This is a genomic window from Yeosuana aromativorans (genome assembly GCF_014646655.1).
Classification (GTDB): domain Bacteria; phylum Bacteroidota; class Bacteroidia; order Flavobacteriales; family Flavobacteriaceae; genus Yeosuana; species Yeosuana aromativorans.
In genome coordinates this window covers 416882-439064 of record NZ_BMNR01000001.1, presented here as the reverse complement: position 1 = coordinate 439064, position 22183 = coordinate 416882, and the positions used below count along the sequence as shown (strand labels likewise).

Genomic DNA, 22183 nt, shown 5'->3' with positions numbered 1-22183 from the left:
TATAAATCCACATTAATCAGTGTGTAAATATCATAAATTATCAATACAAACTAAAAATAATTATCAAAAAAGTAAGGGTTGTTAGTTTTTGCTTTGTAATATAGTAAAGATCAAAAGGTATTAAATGACTCCCAAAATAGAAAAAATCATCGTAAAATATATCACTAAATCAGCAACATCAACTGATCTGGATATACTTTCTGAATGGATAGAAACCCCTGCAAATGAAAAGCTGTTCAAGGCCTATGTGCAGACCCATTATGCGGTGATCTACAGTATAAATGATCCAGATTCAAGCAGGGTGCTTGATAGGCTTTTAAAAGAAATCAAAAGGGATAAACCATTGTTCCATAGATTTTACAGAACAACAGCTTTTAAATATGTAGCTGCCGCTGTTCTGGTAGGGATTTTTGCTGTTGCCTACACCATAAGGCGAGATTTATTTAATTCTCAAACGTCTTCTGACCAAAACAAAGTGAGTGATGTAAAAAACAATATTGTGCCTGGAACCGATAAAGCAACCCTTACGTTGCAGGATGGGTCTCAGATTGCTTTAGAAAAAGGTAACGAGGTAAAAACCCAAAACGCCATTAGTAACGGTGAGGAGATTGTTTATAAAGGGAATAAAACAAAACCCAAGGATATCGCCTACAATTATTTGACCATACCTAGAGGGGGACAGTTTTTTATAAAACTTTCTGACGGCACCCAGGTTTGGTTAAATTCTGAGTCCCAATTAAAATATCCAGTAGCTTTTGTTGAGGGAGAAACAAGAAAAGTAGAGTTGGTTTATGGTGAGGCTTACTTTGAGGTTTCTCCAAGTACTTTACACAAAGGAGCCAAATTCCAGGTGTACAATAAATCCCAAAAAGTAGAAGTGATAGGGACAGAATTTAATATAAAGGCCTACAGGGATGAATCTGAAATTTATACCACTTTGGTCAAAGGGGTGGTAGCCATCAGTACTTCGTCAGGCAATAAAATATTGGCACCAAACCAGCAATCAAAACTGAACTTAACAAACAATACTTTGGCCATTTCACAGGTAAATGTTGATACTGAAACTTCTTGGAGAAGAGGCCTGTTCAGTTTTAAGGACAAATCACTTAAAGAGATCATGAAAGTGTTAGCAAGATGGTACGATGTTCAAGTCGTTTTTGAAAACAAGTCTTTGGAGTCTTTAAAGTTTAAGGGTAACTTGAATAAGAACCAAAGTATTGAAGAAATATTATCCATTATGAAATCCAGTACCATAAATAACTATGAGATAACCGATAAAACAATCATTATAAGATAAGCCATTTTTTAACATTAAAGAATAATCATCATGAAATAATAAAAAAAGAGGATAAAGTTTGTCTCGCCAAAGATTACCACTTTACCCTCAAGGTCTTATTAGCAAGTAATTAAATAACTAAACTAACACTACAAATTTATGCAAATTAAACTAATCCGTTCCTGTCTGCTTGACAGAAAATGGTTTTTACTAATCATTATGAGAACATTCATATTCTTATGCTGTACCGTAGTTTTTGCCTTAACTCCAAAAAGTGCTTTATCTCAAAACTCAAAAATTAAAATCCTTGAAGATAAAACGCTTACTGTTGATGAAGTTTTTGACTTGATCATGGATCAAACCGATTATACCTTTTTTTATGAAGAGGGGATTTTTGATGGGCTGCCAAAAGTTCAATTAAAAAAGGGAACCATAGGCGCCAATGAACTGTTAAGGCGAAGCTTGTCATCTGGTGATTTCGAATTTAGTGTCACAGAGAACAATGCCGTTTTGATTAAGGAAAAAACCAAGGGAAAAACGCCGTTGAAACCTCAAGAATATATCATACAAGGTCTGGTGACTGATGATGCCGGGCAACCTTTGCCAGGTGCCAATATTATTGAAAAAGGGACCAATAATGGAACACAAACCGATTTTGATGGGAAATTCAATTTGGTCATTAAGGGTAAAGCCCCAACATTGGTCATCTCCTATTTGGGTTACAAAACAAAAGAGGTTGCTTTGCAGGGAGAAACCCAAATCACGGTCGTTTTAAAAGAAGATGCCGCCAGTCTTGATGAGGTGGTAGTGGTAGGCTATGGTACTCAGAAAAAAGTGACCCTTACCGGGGCGGTTTCTGATATTAAAACGGATGAAATTCAAGAAAGCCAAACAGCCAACCTAGCAAATAATCTCACGGGACGCATCCCAGGGCTTATTATCAACTCAAGAGGTGGAGAGCCAGGTAGTGATGAAATAACAACCTTGATAAGAGGAATTGCAACCACGGGGAACAACACGCCACTATATGTTATTGATGGTATACCCAACCGAGGTAGTTTTGAGCGATTGAACCCAAATGATATTGAGAGCATTTCTGTTTTGAAAGATGCCTCTGCAGCCATTTATGGTGCTCAAGCGGCCAACGGGGTCATACTTATTACCACCAAAAGAGGAAAGGAAGGAAAAACGCAATTCACTTATAATCAAAGCTATTCACTAGCCCAACCTACCAGAAGACCATTTTTAATGAATGCCCGTCAGTATTTAACATGGATTGACGAAATCAATGTCAGGAATGGAAGGCCTATGGAGTTTCAAGATGTCATTAGACAATATCGTGATGGAAGCATAGACAGCTCCCAATGGGCAGATACAGATTGGTGGGATGTGGTTACAAGCAAATGGACCCCGCAACTACAACACGCTTTAAGCATAAGGGGAGGCAATGAAAAGACACAATTTTATCTTTCAGGACAATTTTTAAACCAAGATGCCATTTACACAGGTGACGCCTACGGGTACAAACAATACAACATGAGGTCAAATATTGATACCCGATTGGCTAAAAACCTTAAATTAGGTTTTGATTTGTCGGGACGTTTTGGAAATAATCATAGACCAACTCTAGATACTGATGGTCTCATTAGGCAAATATTTGTTCAAGCGCCTTATGAGTTTCCTTATTTTGAAAATGGACTCCTAGCAAAAACGTCCTCTGGAAATCCAATTAGCTTGGTTAATGGTGACAGCGGAAACAAAAATACCAAGACCAAAAAATTTGACTCGAAGTTTTCATTGCACTGGGATTTGCCTTTCATAACCAAGGGCCTTTATGCCAAAGGCTATGCAGCCATTGATTATTACACAACTACCAGAAAAGACCTTTCTAAACCTTTTGACCAATATCAATACGATGAAACAACAAGAACTTATGTTAATTTAAAATATCAAACGGGCAATATTTCCTTATTTCAACAATTTTCAGAAGAACTCAATAAAACCTTTCACTTTGAATTGGGGTACGACCAAAAGTTTGGAAAGCATAACATCAGTTCGTTCATAGCTTACGAACAATATCAACAAAAAGGGGAATATATCTTTGCTTCACGTCAAAACTTGATTTCAGAAGATATCCCCTATCTATTTAGCGGCTCCGATGAAAACAAAGAGAATGGTGGAAAGGGTTTTCAAACGGCTAGGCAAAATTATTTTGGTAGATTAAACTACGGATATGATGACAAATATCTGGCCGATATTACCATGCGCTATGACGGTTCCGCAAATTTTCCGAAAGGTAAACGTTTTGGGTTTTTCCCCGCGGTCACATTGGGGTGGAGGATATCCAAAGAACATTTCTTCAAAAGCGACCTGATAAACGAGTTAAAAATAAGAGGCTCATGGGGGCTGTTGGGAAATGATAGGGTTGATAATTTTCAATATCTTCAAATTTACAACATAGGCAACTCCTATATTTTTGGGGAAAACCCCAATAGAGTTAATGGTTTGACCCCAGGGACAACCCCCAATCCCAATATTACTTGGGAGACTTCAGAAAAAATAAATTTAGGGCTGGACTTTTCTTTAAAGAGAGGGTTATTGGACGGGAGCATTGATGCGTTTTATGAAAAGCGTTCAGATATTTTGGCACCAAGAAATGCTTCGGTACCGGTGTATTCAGGCTTGACCTTACCCGATGAAAATATAGGGAGGGTTTCCAACCAGGGGGTTGATGCCCAAGTACTGCACAGAAACAACATTAAAGAGTTTAAATATTCCATAGGAGGACAATTTACCTATGCCAAAAGTAAAATAATCTTTATTGATGAGCCGCCCAATGTGCCGGAATGGCAACGCAGAACGGGCAAACCAGTAGATTTTATTTTGTTGTATCAAGCAGACGGTATTTACCAAAATCAAGATGAGATTGACAATTCGGTCCATTTCCCTGATGCCCAGCCCGGTGATGTCAGGATTGTTGACAAAAACAATGATGGGGTGCTTAATGAACAGGATCAAATCATCTTACAAAATTCACCCACGCCTAAAATTGTTTATGGGTGTACCATGGGGTTGGAGTGGAAAGATTTTTCATTGAATATATTGTTCCAAGGCCAGGCCCAGGCACAGACCATTTACAGGCCTTTTGATATTAACCAACAATCTGAGTTTTATGAAAAAAGATGGCGGTCTGCCTTAAGAACGCCCAATGCAGAGTATCCAGCTGCCTTTGATACGGCTAGTAGTAGTTTTAGGGAGGTGTCCACCATTTGGATCAAGGACAATTCCTTTTTAAGGCTTAAAAACGTTGAGCTGTCCTATTCTTTCAATAAAAGACTTTTGGACCAACTAGGACTTGATAGCTTAAGGTTTTTTGTGTCTGGACATAATCTATTGATCATTTACGACAAGGTAAAAATCAATGACCCCGAGAGCAGTTCGTCAACAGGATGGTTTTATCCACAACAACGATTATTATCAACAGGTCTTAGCTTAACATTTTAAAAAAGAACAAATGAAAAAAATAAAGTTTTATATAATCCTGGTTTTAATGTTATCTATGACGGCTTGTAACAAGGACTTTTTAGATTTAAAGCCGTTGGATGCTATTTCTGAAGCTGATGTTTGGCAAGATTTAAACCTTATTGAACTTTACGTTAATGACAGGTATGATGAGTTGCCACATGGTTTTTGTAAATGGGCCGGAGGGTTGCGTATGACGGGTATTACCGATGAAAGCTACCATATGCATGAAGCAAGGTTTTTGGATAAATATACCCAAGGAGGTCTTACATCGGGATCCTTGAACATGTATTATTTTAATGGATTTTGGTTGGATGCCTACACAGCCATAAGAAATGACAATATTTTCCTTGAAAAAATATCCAGTTACCAAGGTGGGGAGCAAGAGCGGATTAAACAACTTACTGCCGAAATCCGGTTTTTGAGGGCTTATTTCTATACTGAGCTCATTTCAAGATATGGTGGCGTACCATTAATCAAGAAGACATTTGATTTGGATTCAAATTTCAATGTCCCCAGGGCTTCGTTTAATGAATGTGTGCAATTTATAGTTGATGAATTGGATCAAGCCATAGAAGATTTGCCTAATCGAGACGAGGCCGTTGGTGAGGATTTTGGAAGGATTACCAAAGGGGCGGCTATTGGTTTAAAAATAAGGGCTTTGATGTTTGACGCCAGCCCACTTTTTAACAAAACCAATGACCAGACCAGATGGCAAAAAGTTTCCCAGGCCTGTGAAGAATTGTTCAATTTAAATCAGTACAGCCTATCAAATGATTACCCGGGCTTGTTTTTGAACCCCATGGATTCAGGTGTGATTTTCTTTAAGCAGTTTTTAGGTCAGTACGGCTTTGAGCTCGTAGATGTGTTATCAGATTACTATTATCATTACAGGGGAGGACAAAGTATAGACGAATGGCGTTTCCCTAATGGTGACGGTGGTTGGATAAGTGAAAACCCCAGACAGGAATTTGTGGATCAATATGAGACAACTTCCGGAGAGATACCAGTTTTGGGTTATACCGGCAGCCCCAATAACTTAACACCCATTATCAATCCTAAGGCCACCAATTACAACCCGAGCAATCCTTACCAAAACAGGGACCCAAGACTTCGATATTCTGTGTTGTATGATGGAACAACATTTAAAGATAGAGATTTGGAGTTTTGGGATGGAGGTAAAGACAGTAGAAATACCAATGTAGATTTTTGGTGGAATGGTAGTATGCTGGGCTACGGTATTAGAAAATCTTTAGATGAAAGCTGGTCGTTAAACGCTGGTGTATCCAGTCATCAACCATGGATATATATGCGGTTGGCTGAATTTTATTTGACCTATGCAGAAGCCCAATATCACTTGAATAATTTTCCTATGGCTGTGGAATATGTCAACAAGGTAAGATCTAGGGGTAGTGTTAACATGCCTCCCATTGATGCATCGGGCAATCTGTTGGAAAAAATCAAGCATGAAAGAAAAATAGAATTGGCTTTTGAAGGCAATAGGTGGTATGATGCCCGCAGATGGTTGGATGCTGAAGCAGATTTTGCTAAGGATATTATTGCGGTCCAGGTAAAGAAAGACGCCAATACCGGAGCCAAATCTTACAGGTACTATTATTTTGAGGGTGGAACCGGCAAAAGAAGTTTTCCAACGAGTCATTATTTATGGCCAATTCCTATTGAGGAAATTCTGAAAAGTAATCTAGAACAAAACCCTGGTTACAATTAAAAAAATTAACATGATGCCATATTATCTACATAGTATTTCAAATAACATAAAAATCAGTAAATTTCTGATGGTGTGCCTCTTGTGCTTAACTACAAGCTGTAGTAGCTCAGGGGACGTTGGAAAAACACCTATGCCAGACCCCATTGGAGGCACAGGGGGAGGTAACCAGCCATCCGATGGACCTTATGTGCTTCCTGAATATGCCGCGCCCAATCATGATCCTGGTATTGCCATATATACGGCTGATATGGGAAAAAATAGAAGCACCGAGGTTAATTCAGAATGGGTTACCAGAAGTAGTCAATACACGAAGGTATCATCAGAAATTATAAGGAATGGCTATAATGCCATGCAAAAAATATCCTTTGAGGGAATTAATAAAGAAAGCGACTATTTTGAATTTGTTTTGGCCCTATACGGAAAATTGGTTAACCCCGTGCCCGTGCCCGGTGCATTTTTACAGAACTTAAGCGGAGTAAGTTTTAAGGCCGTTAGTTACGACGTGTCCATAACGTTGACGTTGGAAGCCTATAGCATAAATGGAGATCTTATTAAAAGTGAAGACTTTGAGGTAACGACCAAAGAAATGAAGTCCTTTATAATGTCTATTAACGATCAAAATTTACATCATTTAGTTTTTAAAATTGAAGGTAAAAACCAAGACTTATCGACATTTAAAAAAGGGGCGATTGGAATAGATGATATTTACTTGGAAAATGGAAATACCCAACCTTTTCAACCTCCGGTTGATGATGTCCAATTGTTGGAATGGCTTAAAAAATCAAGTATCAATTATTTTTTATGGAATTACAAGGATTTGGGTGATGGTAGAGGGGTGGTGCTCGAATCGGCTGATGAAACCTCTAGGGTATCTTTGTCGGGTATGGGTTATGCGTATGCCATCTATATACTTGCCGAGGACGCCCATTTGATGGATTCGCAACAAGTAAGAGACCGAATATTCGCCATGCTCAAATGGCAGCAATCCCAAAATTGGTTTGATGGTTCAGGTGGTATTTATGGGTTTCCTCTGCACTACTATAATGCCAATGGTACTGGCCTATTTCAAAATAATGCTGCTGCCATTAGTACCATAGATTGGGCCATTTGCGCAGCAGGTTTGAGAGCGGTCAGACAGCGGTATGCCTCAGAGGATGATATGCTACAGTTATGCAATGAATTGTTGGACAGGCCCCAATGGGAAAAAGTCATTTACAATGATGCCAATGATTCATATAAATACGGAAGAATCTCCAAGGGAATGAATGCCGCTAACGGCCAAAAAAACGGACAGGTTTGGGGTGATGCCTTTTCAGAAGAAACAGAATTGGTCTATCTAGAGGCCTTAGCTTCTGGAGAAGCTAATAATCTTGATTTAAATAGAATAGTTAGAGAAAAGAAAAATGGGTACTATGTAAGTTGGTTTGGTGCTGGCTTCACATATAATTGGATGCAACTCTGGACAGGTCCCGTTGAACCTTACAAAACCAATAGTACCAGCGCGTTTACGATGGATGCAACGGCATCACAATCAAGGTTTGGCAAACCGTTGATGGGGCTTACGGCCTGTGGCACCTTGTCAAATTTAGAAAATAACGGTTTCGTTAATTGGGATAACTACATCAGTAATCAAGGGTCTTTTGTTTCGGGGGCTAATCAAAGTGAAGTCATTCAAGAATCGCCAGCACCTTACGGTGCCACATTGGCCTTGCCTTTTGTACCCTCAAAGGCTCTGGAAGCATTAAGGGCTTATGTGGCTTTGGGGTATTTCCATCCGCTTTTGGGCTTGCCAGACAATATAAGAATCAACAACTTGCCCCAAAACCTAAACACTCCAGTTCCCAATTGGAATCCGTATGACATCAATATTGGCTCAATGGCGTTAGCAATAGATCAATATCAACAACACATTATTAGCCAATTTTACAGGAGCGATCCTGACATTAACAATAGTTTGCAAAGTTTGATACAATCGTTTTAAAAAATTATGATAATGAAAACAAAAATTTTATCCTTTTTACCAGCATTTGCTTTGTTGTTCTTAGGCTGTGTTGAAAATCATATCTATCAAGATGAGATTGTTTTTGATCCCGATGTGAGTTCAACACAAACCAATTTGGGACAACCTGTTTTGTTTACAGATTATTCATCGGGTGTTGTTTCAAGAAAATGGACATTTCCTGGTGGAACACCTGCTTCATCTACGGACAAAGAAGTTAGTGTTGGTTTTTCAGAGGTGGGCTTGATTACCTGTACCATCGAGAATACCTTTTCAGATGGAATCACACAATCCAAGGAACTATATGTTCAAGTGGGCAGTGGACTGATAAATTATGAGGTGAGCGCTTACCAAACCGATGCAGGAAGCCCTATTGTATTTACAGATAACTCAAAAAGTGTGGCATCCAGGGTTTGGACATTTCCAGGCGGAACGCCCGCTACTTCTACCAATCAAGACGTTAATGTGACATTTTCACAAGAAGGCCCCGTAGCCTGTACTTTGGAGGTCACCTTTCTAAACGGGATGGTTGACACCCAAACCATTAATGTTCAAGTAGGAACCGAGCAGTTCGTGCGGTCTGTATTTGGTTTTGAAGCGTCTGAAACAGCGACAGATGTTTGGGAATCATGGGTTTCAAATGGCACCGATGCCATGGTGTTCAGTGTTGAAAATACGCCCGGTGGGGGTGCCCTGGGGACCGATGGTTATGCTAAAATTGTCATCAATGCCGCCAATGTGGAATCCCAGTTGTTTACCAAAGGGATCACCGGGTTCCCCAATGCCGTTCTGGAAAGCAACAAAACCTATGAATTGAGCTTTTGGATAAAGAGCGATGATTTTACCCAAGTTACCGCTGCAGAACTGACCAATCAAAGTGATGAGCAGTCCTGGCACAATTTTGCGTGGTACAGTCCCATTAGGGAAGTTACCGGTGATTGGTCTTTTAAAACCATCACGTTTCAAACGGGCGATCTTACGCAAATTTACTCCGAGGGGAAAGCCAATAATGCTTGGGTTCAGTTCAAGTTCATTCAACCGGGAGCTGGCACCATTTATATTGATGAAATTTCTCTTAAGGAATCACAATAATTAATTAAAAAAATATAAATACCTGATAATCAAATGATAATAATTATTTGATAGAGGCTTTACATACTAAGTCTAAAAAATGAAGCTAAATAATTGTCTAATCTTAATCTTTAAATTATGAAATCTAAAATTACGTTTCTCTTTTTATTCGCCATGATACTATCCTCGGCGATACAGTCCCAAACAATCGTTTACAACGAATCGACTTCTTCAGGGATTTGGTTTGCCGATGGTTCTGAAGTGTCCAACCCCAACCCCGACAGTGTAAACGGTAGTACCAAAAGTGCCGCAACAGGGCCGTCCAATTGGAGCCAAATACAGTATTTTCCAACTTTCACGCCATCGATCGGTGACAAGATTTATTTTTCAATCTACAATCCCAGCAATGTGGGTCCGGGCCAACTACAGTTTGAATACACAAGCAGTTCCGGTACATGGCAATGGGGAGGCAACTTGACCTATGATGCGGCCTCAACCACAGGTTGGGCTGAATACAGTATTGATTTGAGCAGTCATGTGGGCAATGAGATCAACAAGATTATTTTCATGCCTGCAGGAAACAGTTCTGCCATAGTCTATTTGGATAATGTATATTTTAGTTCTCAATCATTGAACGTATCGCAAACCAATTATATTTACAACGAATCGACTTCTTCAGGGATTTGGTTTGCCGATGGTTCTGAAGTGTCCAACCCCAACCCCGATAGTGTAAATGGCAGTACCAATAGTGCGGCAACAGGGCCATCTAATTGGAGCCAAATACAATATTTTCCAACTTTCACGCCATCGATCGGTGACAAGATTTATTTTTCAATCTACAATCCCAGCAATGTGGGTCCGGGCCAACTACAGTTTGAATACACAAGCAGTTCCGGTACATGGCAATGGGGAGGCAATTTGACCTATGATGCCGCCTCAACCACAGGGTGGGCTGAATACAGTATTGATTTGAGCAGCCACGTGGGCAATGAGATCAACAAGATTATATTCATGCCTGCAGGAAACAGTTCATCCATAATCTATTTGGATAATGTTTATGTTGCCAATCAATCGGTGTTGGGTATGAAATCTTACGAACCACTTAATGAAAGGGTGTTTTTTGACGCTTCTGGCAGGATTAATTTTGCCAAAAATCAAATGGGTACAAAGCTACATGTTTTTGATATTCAAGGCAGACTGATAATGAAAGAAACCATACGCGGAACCAAATCTTCAAAAGCAGTTAACAATACAGGTGTTTATATTTTGCAGATAAATAAAGACAATGTCTATGGTGTTAAAAAAATAATATTCAATTAATTTTTATAGTACCACTTAAAATAAGGCCCATTGATTTAAAATGGGCTTTATTTTTAAAATTCCATCAAATTATATATCATGAAAATTGCAAAAGTTCTATTCCTGTTTTTATTAGTATCCTTTCAAATGTTTGCTCAAAGCAAGGTGCCCTATCTTACAAAACACGGTAGGGCAACCCAACTTGTGGTGAACGGTCAACCTTATTTAATGATTGCTGGTGAATTGCACAACTCCTCTGCTTCAACTACAGAATATATGAAGCCATTGTTTCCCAAATTGAAGGCCATGAATCTTAACACAGTTTTTGTATCGGTTGCTTGGGAACAATTTGAACCCAAAGAAGGTGTTTTCGATTATACATTAGTTAATGCCATTATTGATAATGCCAAAGAGAATCATTTAAAAGTCTGTTTGCTTTGGTTTGCCAGTTGGAAAAATGGCGAATCTAGTTATGCGCCAATGTGGGTTAAAAAAGACACCAAGCGTTTTTTTAGGGTAAAAACTAAAGAAGGCAAAGCAATAGAAACTTTGTCGCCTTTTTGTGAAGCTACCAAAATAGCCGATGCTAAAGCGTTTACGCAATTAATGAAACATATTAAGGAATATGACACAGACCAAACCGTTATTTTAATGCAACCAGAAAATGAGGTGGGCATGTTCCAAGACATCGATTATAATAAAGTTGCACTTGATTTATTTGAAAAAGAAGTTCCTAAAGCATTAATGACTTATTTAAAGGAAAACAAAAAACAATTAGACACTTATGTTAGTAATGCTTGGTCTAAGTCAAACTTTAAAACTTCAGGAACATGGAAAGAAATTTTTGGAGATACGCCCGAAGCCAAAGCCTTTTTCACCACTTGGCAATATGCAACGTACATTAATTTTGTGGCAAAATCGGGCCGGGGGCAATACAATTTGCCCATGATGGTCAATGCTTGGATTGTACAGAAACCAGACGATTTACCGGGAGTTTATCCTAATGGCGGTCCCGTTTCAAGAGTCATGGATATCTGGAAAGCGGCCGCGCCCAATATCGATGTTCAATCACCAGACATTTATTTGCCCAACTTCAAGGAGATTGTGGCTAGGTACCATAGGGACGATAATCCTTTGTTAATCCCAGAATCAACCGCACAAATGGGTCGGGCTTATTATGCTTTTGGGGCGCACGATGCGATTTGTTTTTCGCCTTTCGGCATTGAAGATGCCAGTGATGATTTTGTGTTCAAAAAAGCCTATGGTGTATTGAATGAAATTCAACATTACATTTTAAAATATCAGGGAACTGGCAACATGAAAGCAGTGCTTAAAGAAGGCAATGAAACCTATGAGGACTTGTATATGGGCGATTACAAAATTAAAGTGATGTACGAAAAACCCAATGAGCCATCTTTTGGCATTGTCATTCAAACGGATGCCAATGAATTTTTGATTATTGGAATGAACTTATCCGTATATTTCTATTCAGAAAAAAGGGATACTACAGCTTATATAGGACAAGTATTTGAGGGACGGTTTGAAAATGGTGCTTGGGTAACAACCCGCATGCTGAACGGTGATGAAACCTTCCACAATTCTAGGTTAAGGGTCTTTGGAAGACTATTTGAAAGCAGTAAAGGTATTGACCAGATCAATAAAAAAGAAGGCGATCCGGATGCGTATTCCCCTTCAAAAATGCAAAAAACCATTACTCCAGGAATCTACAAGGTAATTACTTATGAGAGATAGCTATTGATAGAAGTGATTCTATAGCTCAACCCTTTGGGTTGGATGTTTTTTGTTTTCAAAAAAGTTACTTATATATTTAAAGAATTCAATATTTTGGTTCGATAATAAGTCAATGTTCAGTACTGTAGAACCTTCAACCTTTTTTGGTTGGAGGTTTTTTTGTTTTTAAAAATCATCCATCAAACTTTTGAATAAATTCAATATTTGGTTCGATAATAGGTCAATGTTCTGTACAAAAGCTTTTATCTTCAAGAAGATAGAGGCTTTTTTGTATTTCCTTTTTTTAAAATATGCGACTCAAAAACTTAAAATTCATTTAAAAATTTCTACTTTAGAAATCTGTCAATTAATGTATGAAATGATAAATTGTCGCAAAGGCTATTTTTTAAAGGACATAATTCTCATAAGCTTAATTTTGGTTTTTGGATGTTCAAATGATTCTAAAAACAAAAAATATACTATTGGGTTTTCTCAAACAGGTTTTAATGACGAATGGAGAAAATCAATGAATGAAGCTATGGAAATCCAAACCGGGTTTTATCCGGATGTTGACCTTCAAATTTTGGATAGCAAAGACAATATTGATGAACAGATAAAAGATATTGAGCAACTCATTTCTGAACCTGTAGACATATTGATTGTATCTCCTATAAAATCTAAACCTATTACTCCTGTTGTTGAAAAAGCTTTTAAAAAAGGCATACCCGTTTTGGTTGTAGACAGAAAAATAGATGGAGATAATTATACGGCTTATTTGGGGGGCGATAATTATCAAGTGGGCACTAATGCAGCCAATTACTTGGCATCATTAACAACCAGCCCTAAACGGGTTATAGAAATCAAGGGACTTAAAGGCTCTTCGCCTGCTTTTGAACGCAGTTCGGGTTTTAACGATATTGTTGACACAACCCCTAATTTAAAAGTTGTTAAAACCATTGAAGGAAATTGGGAGAGTTATTCAATTAAGGATCAGTTACGCCATGTACTTGACAGTATAAAAGACGTGGATTATATATTTGCTCATAATGACAGAATGGCTTTGGGAGCTTACGAAGTAACCAAGGAAAAGAAACTTCACAACCAAATCAAAATTATTGGAGTGGATGGGTTAAATGGTCCCAATGGAGGTATTCAATTAGTTAAGGATAAAAAATTATTGGCTACCATTTTATATCCAACAGGAGGTGATGAGGCCATTAGATTAGCTTTAAAAATATTAAATGGCGAGCCAGTTCCCAAAAATAACATATTGAGTACCATCGTCATAGATTCTCGTAATGCTGACATTATGAGCAATCAATTTGACAAAATCAATCAGCATCAGCGCGACATTGAACGTCAACAAGTAAAAATAAGACAGCAAGAAAAAACATTTACTACACAAAAAAACACTTTAAAATTACTTTTGGTATTATTGATATTAAGTGTTCTTTTAGGAGCTTACAGTATTTATTCAGGATACAACATTAGAAAGAAAAAGCGGGAACTGGAGTTGCGAAATAAAAAGATCACCATTCAGCGAAACCAAATTAAAAAAATAGCCGAGGAGGTTAAAATCAGTAACGATGCCAAAGTTAACTTCTTTACGGGTTTGTCACATGAATTTAAAACACCTATAACACTCATTTTATCATCAATAGAATCTTTAACAGAAAACAAGGTAATTCGTGATAATAAGCTATTGAATGAAGTAAATCTGATTTTTAATAACTCCAAACGATTATTGAGATTGATCAATCAATTACTGGATTTTAGAAAGATTGAAGACCGCAAATTTAATTTAAAGGCATCTAAAACCAATTTATTTCAGTTTTCGAAAAGGATTTTCAAGGATTTTGAGCGCGAGGCCCAAAAGCGGCATATTAAATTCTCCATTCATTCAAACAATGAAGATTTATCAATTTATTTGGATAGGAATTTAATGGACAAAGTGTATTTTAATTTACTTTCAAACGCTTTTAAATTTACTCCCAATAACGGTACTATAAGCATTGAAATTATTGATGATCCCAACACCAATTTTGTTAAAATCCATTTCAAGGACTCAGGAATTGGCATACCAAAACAAGAGTTGCAGGATGTGTTCAAGGCATTTTTCCAAGGATCAAACAATAATAAATCCAGTTCTGGGATAGGGCTGCATCTTTCAAAAGAGTTTGTTGAGTTGCACAAGGGAACTATTGAAGTGATTTCAAAACATGGTGCCGAATTTATCATTACACTATACAAAGACCATGTCCATTTAAATTCTGATGAAATTATTTTTGAACCAGACATTATTGACCAGTCTATTACAGATTTGGAAGTAGAGGATTACGAAGATGACTCCTTTAGCGAAAAACCTATATTACAAGATGATGAACGCTATTCTATTTTAATAATTGAGGATAACCCAGATTTGGTAAAATACTTAAAAGGTAAGTTCTCAACAGATTATACTGTATATGTTTCTGATGGTAGTAATGGTATTGAAATGGCTTTCGAGTTTATTCCAGACATCATTATCTGTGATGTTAATTTGCCTGGCAAAAGTGGTTTTGAGATCTGTAAAACCTTAAAATCAGACCTTAGAACATCACATATCCCCAATATCATACTCACGGCACTAAACAATAAAGAATCTTATATTAAAGGCTTGGAATCTGGCACGGATCTTTACTTGACAAAACCTTTCAGTTTTGCTATTCTATCACAATCTGTTAAAACCTTATTATACAATAGAGAGAAGCTGCGTTATTATTACATTAATAATGTGCATACCATTGATGCTCCAGAAGGTTTTGGCCAATTTGAGCAGGAGTTTATTTTAAAAGTTAATGAGCTAATAGCTCAAAATTTAGACAATTCAAAGTTTTCGGTAGAGCAATTGGCCAGCAGTTTAGATATTTCAAGAATTCAACTTTACAGAAAGATGAAGGCCATACTAGGTGTTAACATTAGTGACTACATTCAAAATATACGATTGGAAAAAGCCAAAGCCTTGCTCCAAGAATCGTTATTAACCATATCAGAAATAGCCTATTCCACTGGTTTTTCTTCTCCAAATTATTTTTCCACAAGTTTCAAAAACAAATACAATAAGTCGCCCAAGGCTTATAGGGAAGATTAAACCCATAACAGCACGTTTTTATTTGGCAATTCAATAATTTATAGGTTGTTTTTTTGTGTATTTATTTTTAATGAATACATAAAACAGTTAAATTAATAAACATGTATCATGTTTTTTATGAATTTGACACTTCTTAGATTCATTTTAGGGTAACAATTTTGAATATATCAAGTAACAATTTTGAAACCCAAAATTTAATTTTAAAATTGTTAATATTGTAACATACTGATTTTTAGTTAATTATATCAAAGTTAAGAAATCATTAACAGATTCATAACTTATTGTTACAAATCTAAACTCCAGAAATTCACTTTCCTTGTAATTTGGCGATAACAAAACTAAACTATAATGAACAAAAAAATATTGATATGGTCCATTACGGCCGCATTGGCTGGTTTCCTTTTCGGATTTGATACCGTAGTTATATCGGGCGCTGAAAAAAAACTACAATTACTTTGGGGATCTTCGGATATGTTTCACGGAATAGTTGTTATAGGAATGGCTCTATGGGGAACTGTAGTAGGCGCTTTTTTTGGTGGTATTCCTACCAATAAAATAGGACGTAAAAACACACTGATTTGGATAGGTGTTCTCTATACAGTATCTGCTATAGGGTCTGGGTTGGCCAATGACCCATGGACATTTGCCGTATTTAGATTTATTGGGGGGCTTGGTGTGGGGGCCTCAACCATTGCAGCACCAGCCTATATATCTGAAATTGCTCCTGCAAAAGACAGAGGAAAACTAGTTGGCCTTTATCAATTTAATATTGTTTTCGGAATACTAATAGCATTTCTGTCAAATTATTTATTGAACAATGTAGGAGATAATGATTGGCGTTGGATGATTGGTGTTGAAGCCTTTCCTGCTGCATTTTATACTGTATTCGCATTAACAGTGCCTAAAAGCCCGAGATGGCTGCTTACTAAATTTAGAAATGATGAAGCCAGAAAAGTGCTTCAAATAATAAGTCCAGATAAAGATCCTGAAGCACTGATGTTAGAAATCAAGGATGAAATGGACAATACAGTTCCCAACGAAAATATATTCCTTAAAAAATATCGTTTCCCTTTAATATTGGCTTTTTTGATTGCTTTTTTCAATCAATTGTCTGGTATCAATGCCTTTCTGTATTATGCACCAAGAATTTTAACTGAAGCAGGTCTTGCCGAAAGCTCCGCCCTTTTAAGTAGCATAGGTGTTGGGGTAACCAATATGCTATTCACTCTTTTAGGAATTTATCTCATTGATAGATTAGGCAGAAAGCAATTGATGTATATCGGTTCTGTGGGCTATATTATATCCTTGACCCTAGTGTCTTGTGCGTTCTTTTTTCATTGGGAAGGAAGTTCCATGCCCATATTCCTATTTATGTTTATAGCGGCCCATGCCGTAGGTCAGGGAACCGTAATTTGGGTATTTATTTCTGAAATATTTCCAAACCATTTAAGGGGTTCAGGGCAATCCTTTGGCAGTTCAACCCATTGGGTATTAGCTGCTGTTGTGCCATCTCTGGTACCTGCTTTGTTTGCAAGCATCGGTGCAGGCGTGGTCTTCATGTTTTTTGCCATTATGATGGTTGTGCAATTGTTGTTTGTGATATTTATCATGCCGGAAACCAAAGGGGTTCCTTTAGAAGAATTAAGTAAAAAATTAATAAAAGGTTAAAATATGAAACGTACACTTTTAACAATGTTGGTCATAATATGTTTTGTTGGTTGCAAAAATGCCAACAAAAAATCAATAGCGAATGAAAAGACATATTCTGAAGAGGAACTGTATCGTCCCAATTTTCACTTTACCCCTAAGGCGCATTGGATGAATGACCCAAATGGTATGTTTTTCTACAATGGGTACTATCATTTGTATTTCCAATATTACCCTGAGGGGAATGTTTGGGGGCCTATGCACTGGGGGCATGCCATTAGTACCGATATGATAACTTGGACGGAACAACCTATTGCACTTTATCCTGATAAATTAGGAGACATATTTTCTGGAAGTGCTGTTGTTGACTTAAATAATAGTTCAGGTTTTGGAGCAACTCGAAACAAAATACCAGTAGTTGCCATGTATACCAACTCTAAACGATTAGGGAATGACGAGTGGTTACAAACTCAAAGTATAGCCTATAGCTTGGATGAAGGCAAAACATTTACAAAATATGAAAACAATCCAGTAATTGAAAATCCCGGATTGAAGGATTTTAGAGATCCAAAAGTAACATGGGATTCCATTCATCAAAAATGGACTTTGGTTTTGGCGGCAGGCGACAAAATAAACCTATATACCTCTACAAATTTAAAAGATTGGGAATTTCAATCAAGTTTTGGAGAACATATTGGTGCCCACGGAGGTGTTTGGGAATGTCCAGACTTCTTTCCAATGGTTGTTGAAGGAACCAATGAAATAAAATGGGTATTGCTAGTAAGTATTAATCCGGGAGGTTTGAACGGAGGTTCTGCAACCCAATATTTTATTGGTGATTTTGATGGTAAAACATTTAGCTTGGATCCATCATTCAATAATGATTTAGAAAACGAAAAAGCGCTTTGGATCGATTACGGAAAAGATAATTACGCTGGTGTAACTTGGTCTAATATCCCAGATTCTGATGGCAGAAAATTGTTTTTGGGCTGGATGTCCAATTGGCAATATGCTCAACAAGTTCCTACCGAAACTTGGCGAAGTGCCATGACAACGCCAAGAGAAATAACCGTAATTAAAAATGATGGACAATATCGGCTAAAATTTTTGCCCGTAAGAGAACTACAAAACTATGTTTCCAAAACGATACGTAAAAATGAGATTTCTATAACAGACAAAACGGTTGTTGCCAAATCCCCATTAGTGGATTTTACAAAAGCTGATATACAATTCACGGTTTCAGATTTAAAACAAGATGTTTACACATTTAGTCTAAGTAACTCTATTGGAGAATCCATATCGTTTGGATTGAACAATAAAGACCATTTCTTCTTTATTGATAGGTCTAAATCAGGAAACACCTCCTTTTCTGAGGACTTCGCAAAAAATGTTTCGAAAGCACCACTTAACAAAAATATAAATGATCTGGATGTAAGAATCATTTTAGACAAAACTTCTATTGAACTTTTCTACAATAATGGAACAACGGTTATGACAGAGATATTTTTTACCACACAGCCGTTCGACTCATTTTCCATAAATGCGAATGCTAAACCAGTTGAAATAGAAAACTTGATTATTAAACAATTAAAATTAAACTAAATAACAACTCAATTATGAAAATTAGATTACTCATTTATTTATTGCTGTTCGGCTCGTTTTTGTCAGTAACAGCCCAAGAAATTGAAGTAAAAGGAGTCATTACGTCTTCTGAAGACGGATTTCCATTACCTGGAGCTTCAGTAATTGTATCAGGAACAACAAAAGGTGCTGTTTCAGATTTTGATGGGAACTACGTTCTAGAGGGCGTAGACAGTAATGCCACTCTTGTATTCAGTTATGTGGGCTATAGAACACAAGAGGTTCAGGTAAATGGTCAAACTACCATTGATATTGCTATGGAAACTGACACGGCGCAACTGGAAGCCGTGGTGTTAACGGGGTATACCAAAGAACGTAAAGTTGATGTTACTGGTGCCGTAACCGTAGTGGATTTTAAACCATTGCAAGGACAAAGCTTAAGTACGGGAAACCCCATGCAAGCCTTACAAGGACGTGTACCAGGTCTTTTTGTTGAAAAATCAGGTGACCCTACCGGAACTAATAGCAGAATTTTAATTAGAGGTGTTAGTACATTAGGCAATAACGATCCGCTTTATGTGATTGACGGAATTCCAACCGTGAGGCAAGAAGTGTTTTCATCCATTAGTGGAACAACTATAGAGTCCATTCAGGTACTAAAAGATGCCTCTGCATCCTCTATTTATGGTTCTCGGGCTGCCAATGGTGTTATCATAGTAACAACCAAAGGCTCAACCAGAAGTGAAGACCAAAAATTGAGCATTTCATATAATTCAAGTTTCTCTGCTCAATCTGAGAAAAAACAACGTTACAAAATGTTAAATGCCCAACAGAGAGGTGAAGTATTGTGGAGAGCATCTGTTAATGATGGTGCCGATCCAAACGGAGGTTATGGCGAAATCTATAATTTTGATTGGAATGGGGATTATAATAACCCAGTATTAAACAGTGTCACAGTTCAGCCGTTTGTTGGTGGTGACCCCAATGTGCCTGCAGGCGATACCGATTGGCAAGATGCAACCTATGAAACAGGCTATGTTTTTAATAACGAGTTAACAGTTTCTGGTGGAACCGACAAGGCCTTTACGTTGTTCAATGTAGGTTACATAAAAAACACAGGAATGCTAAAATACACCAATTATGAAAGGTATTCCGCTAGATTAAATTCAAGCTATAAATTGTTTAATGATAAAGTACGGACAGGAATTAATACCCAGTTTTCAAACTCAAATGAGTTGTTGGCTTCACCTGATGTAGGTAGTGCTCCAACTCCTGGTTTGGCTATTACTTTGGCTCCAACCATTCCAGTATATGATAGTAATGGGAATTTTGCTGGGCCAATAGGCTCTGGATATTCTGATAGGAACAATCCGGTTCTTATGCAATATCTTAATAGATGGGATAATACCAATAGACTATCGTTCTTTGGAAACATCTTTGCAGAAGTAGATTTAATGGAAAACCTGACATTCAGAACCAGTATAGGGATAGACTACAACAATTTTGAAAGAAAGGATATTGAAACCACCGTTAATAATGGGTTTATTACCAGATCAAACAACAGTTTGACTTTTGATACCAATAAATATACCAGTCTTACCTTTTCAAATACCTTAAACTACAATGTAGAATTTGGTGAACATAAAATAGGCGTTTTACTTGGTACAGAATCCATAAAAACGGATTTTAAATCTCTTTTGGCATCTGCTGATGGATTTGCTGTAGAAACAGAATCCTATTTTACTTTGGCAGCTGCCTCAGGAGCAAGGTCATCCAATGGAACTTCAAGCGGAAGCCGATTATTATCTCAATTTGGAAAAATAAATTATGCCTATTCTGACAAATATTTGGCAACATTTACATTAAGACGGGATGGTTCCTCAAGATTTGGTGCTGATAATCGGTATGGTATTTTCCCTGCTGCAACTGTTGGCTGGAGAATTAATAATGAAGACTTTTTAAAAGACAACGATTTTATTTCAAACCTAAAATTAAGAGCCGGTTATGGTGAAGTGGGTAATCAATCCATTGGTGATGTAGCGCGATTTGGTTTGTATGAATCTAGATATGGACCCAATCAAAATGTCTATGTTCCAGACTTTTTCAATATTTACTATAATGTTGGTACAGCCTATGATTTAAATGGCGCCAATACTGGTAATTTGCCTTCTGGATTTGTCTCTATTCAAGCTGCCAATTCCGGTTTGAAATGGGAATCCACAAAAGAAGTGAACCTAGGTGTTGATTTTGGGTTTATGCAAAACAAGCTTATTGGGTCATTTGATTATTTCACCAGAAAAACCAATGATATCTTAATCAAACCTCCAATCGCATCAGCAGTTGGTGAAGGGCAAGAAAAATTTGTTAATGGTGCTTCTACATCAACAAAAGGATGGGAGTTGTCTTTAGCATATTCCAATACCTTGGATAATGGTTTATATTTTGCTGTGTCTACTAATTTTGGAGCTTTTAAGGATGAGATTACAGATTTGCCAGAAGAAGTAAGGGCGGCATATCCTGGAACGGCAGAGAATTCAATTATTGGGCACTCCCAATTCTCAATCTATGGTTATAAAACAGATGGTCTGTTCCAAAGCCAGGCAGAGGTCGATGCCCATGCAAGTCAGGTTGGTGCCAGACCAGGAGGTATTAAGTTTGTTGACCTTAACAATGATGGTGTTATTAATTCTTCTGATAGAGATTTTCTTGGAAACACCTTACCAGATTTAGAATATGGTATAAGCATTGATTTAAAATACAAGGATTTTGATCTTTCAATTTTTGGATCAGGTGTAACAGGACGTATAGGACAAGATCCCTATATTTTTTGGAACAACTTTGTTCAAGGAAGAGAAAATGCAGGACCTGGTACTCTAAATGCGTGGACGCCACAAAATACAAATACTGATATTCCAGCATTGTCTTTGGTTAATAACGATACCCAGACATCAGACTATCTTTTTAGAAACAATTCCTATTTTAAATTGAGAAACCTAGCATTAGGATACAGTCTGCCAAAAGATTTAATCAGCAAATGGGGTGGAATGACCAATTGCCGTATTTATCTTCAAGGTGAAAACCTATTTTGGATAACCCCAAAAGGCTATATAGGTTCAGACCCTGAACGCGTTGATGTTAATAGAATCCCTGTTCCAACAACCTTATCCATAGGTTTAAACTTAAATTTTTAAAATTAGA

General features: G+C 37.3%; 11 protein-coding genes. All 11 read left to right on the top strand.

The window, feature by feature from the left end:
• Positions 1–124: 124 nt before the first annotated feature.
• The 11 genes from IEW94_RS01670 (at position 125) to IEW94_RS01620 (ending at position 22176) form a co-directional block, all read left to right on the top strand.
• Positions 125–1297 carry a FecR family protein gene (locus IEW94_RS01670; protein ID WP_188649529.1) on the top strand — a complete coding sequence of 391 codons (1173 nt, stop codon included), beginning with the start codon at positions 125–127 and terminating at the stop codon, positions 1295–1297.
• 198 nt (positions 1298–1495) lie between these two features.
• Positions 1496–4780, top strand: coding sequence for a SusC/RagA family TonB-linked outer membrane protein (locus tag IEW94_RS01665; protein WP_188649528.1), 3285 nt, complete (start codon positions 1496–1498; stop codon positions 4778–4780).
• 10 nt (positions 4781–4790) lie between these two features.
• Positions 4791–6527 carry a RagB/SusD family nutrient uptake outer membrane protein gene (locus IEW94_RS01660; RefSeq protein WP_188649527.1) on the top strand — a complete coding sequence of 579 codons (1737 nt, stop codon included), beginning with the start codon at positions 4791–4793 and terminating at the stop codon, positions 6525–6527.
• A 10-nt stretch (positions 6528–6537) separates the two neighbouring features.
• On the top strand, positions 6538–8508 hold the full coding sequence (locus IEW94_RS01655) for a hypothetical protein (RefSeq protein WP_188649526.1): 1971 nt from the start codon (positions 6538–6540) through the stop codon (positions 8506–8508).
• A 12-nt stretch (positions 8509–8520) separates the two neighbouring features.
• On the top strand, positions 8521–9618 hold the full coding sequence (locus tag IEW94_RS01650) for a PKD domain-containing protein (RefSeq protein ID WP_188649525.1): 1098 nt from the start codon (positions 8521–8523) through the stop codon (positions 9616–9618).
• 117 nt (positions 9619–9735) lie between these two features.
• Positions 9736–10917, top strand: a complete 1182-nt coding sequence (locus tag IEW94_RS01645) for a T9SS type A sorting domain-containing protein (protein ID WP_188649524.1) — start codon at positions 9736–9738, stop codon at positions 10915–10917.
• 78 nt (positions 10918–10995) lie between these two features.
• Entirely contained in the window at positions 10996–12648 is a 1653-nt protein-coding gene (locus IEW94_RS01640) for a GH35 family beta-galactosidase (RefSeq protein ID WP_229669415.1), read from the top strand.
• A 358-nt stretch (positions 12649–13006) separates the two neighbouring features.
• A complete protein-coding gene (locus tag IEW94_RS01635; RefSeq protein ID WP_188649523.1) occupies positions 13007–15757 on the top strand; it encodes a substrate-binding domain-containing protein in 2751 nt (916 codons plus the stop codon).
• Positions 15758–16105: 348 nt separating this feature from the next.
• Positions 16106–17425, top strand: a complete 1320-nt coding sequence (locus IEW94_RS01630) for a sugar porter family MFS transporter (protein WP_188649522.1) — start codon at positions 16106–16108, stop codon at positions 17423–17425.
• A gap of 3 nt (positions 17426–17428) precedes the next feature.
• On the top strand, positions 17429–19006 hold the full coding sequence (locus IEW94_RS01625) for a glycoside hydrolase family 32 protein (RefSeq protein ID WP_188649521.1): 1578 nt from the start codon (positions 17429–17431) through the stop codon (positions 19004–19006).
• Positions 19007–19020: 14 nt separating this feature from the next.
• Positions 19021–22176 carry a SusC/RagA family TonB-linked outer membrane protein gene (locus IEW94_RS01620; protein ID WP_188649520.1) on the top strand — a complete coding sequence of 1052 codons (3156 nt, stop codon included), beginning with the start codon at positions 19021–19023 and terminating at the stop codon, positions 22174–22176.
• Positions 22177–22183 lie beyond the last annotated feature (7 nt).

Excerpts from the sequence above, each read along its gene's own strand:
- IEW94_RS01670 (WP_188649529.1), top strand. The coding sequence starts at position 125 with ATGACTCCCAAAATAGAAAAAATCATCGTAAAATATATCACTAAATCA.
- IEW94_RS01665 (WP_188649528.1), top strand. The coding sequence starts at position 1,496 with ATGAGAACATTCATATTCTTATGCTGTACCGTAGTTTTTGCCTTAACT.
- IEW94_RS01660 (WP_188649527.1), top strand. The coding sequence starts at position 4,791 with ATGAAAAAAATAAAGTTTTATATAATCCTGGTTTTAATGTTATCTATG.
- IEW94_RS01655 (WP_188649526.1), top strand. The coding sequence starts at position 6,538 with ATGATGCCATATTATCTACATAGTATTTCAAATAACATAAAAATCAGT.
- IEW94_RS01650 (WP_188649525.1), top strand. The coding sequence starts at position 8,521 with ATGAAAACAAAAATTTTATCCTTTTTACCAGCATTTGCTTTGTTGTTC.
- IEW94_RS01645 (WP_188649524.1), top strand. The coding sequence starts at position 9,736 with ATGAAATCTAAAATTACGTTTCTCTTTTTATTCGCCATGATACTATCC.
- IEW94_RS01640 (WP_229669415.1), top strand. The coding sequence starts at position 10,996 with ATGAAAATTGCAAAAGTTCTATTCCTGTTTTTATTAGTATCCTTTCAA.
- IEW94_RS01635 (WP_188649523.1), top strand. The coding sequence starts at position 13,007 with ATGATAAATTGTCGCAAAGGCTATTTTTTAAAGGACATAATTCTCATA.
- IEW94_RS01630 (WP_188649522.1), top strand. The coding sequence starts at position 16,106 with ATGAACAAAAAAATATTGATATGGTCCATTACGGCCGCATTGGCTGGT.
- IEW94_RS01625 (WP_188649521.1), top strand. The coding sequence starts at position 17,429 with ATGAAACGTACACTTTTAACAATGTTGGTCATAATATGTTTTGTTGGT.
- IEW94_RS01620 (WP_188649520.1), top strand. The coding sequence starts at position 19,021 with ATGAAAATTAGATTACTCATTTATTTATTGCTGTTCGGCTCGTTTTTG.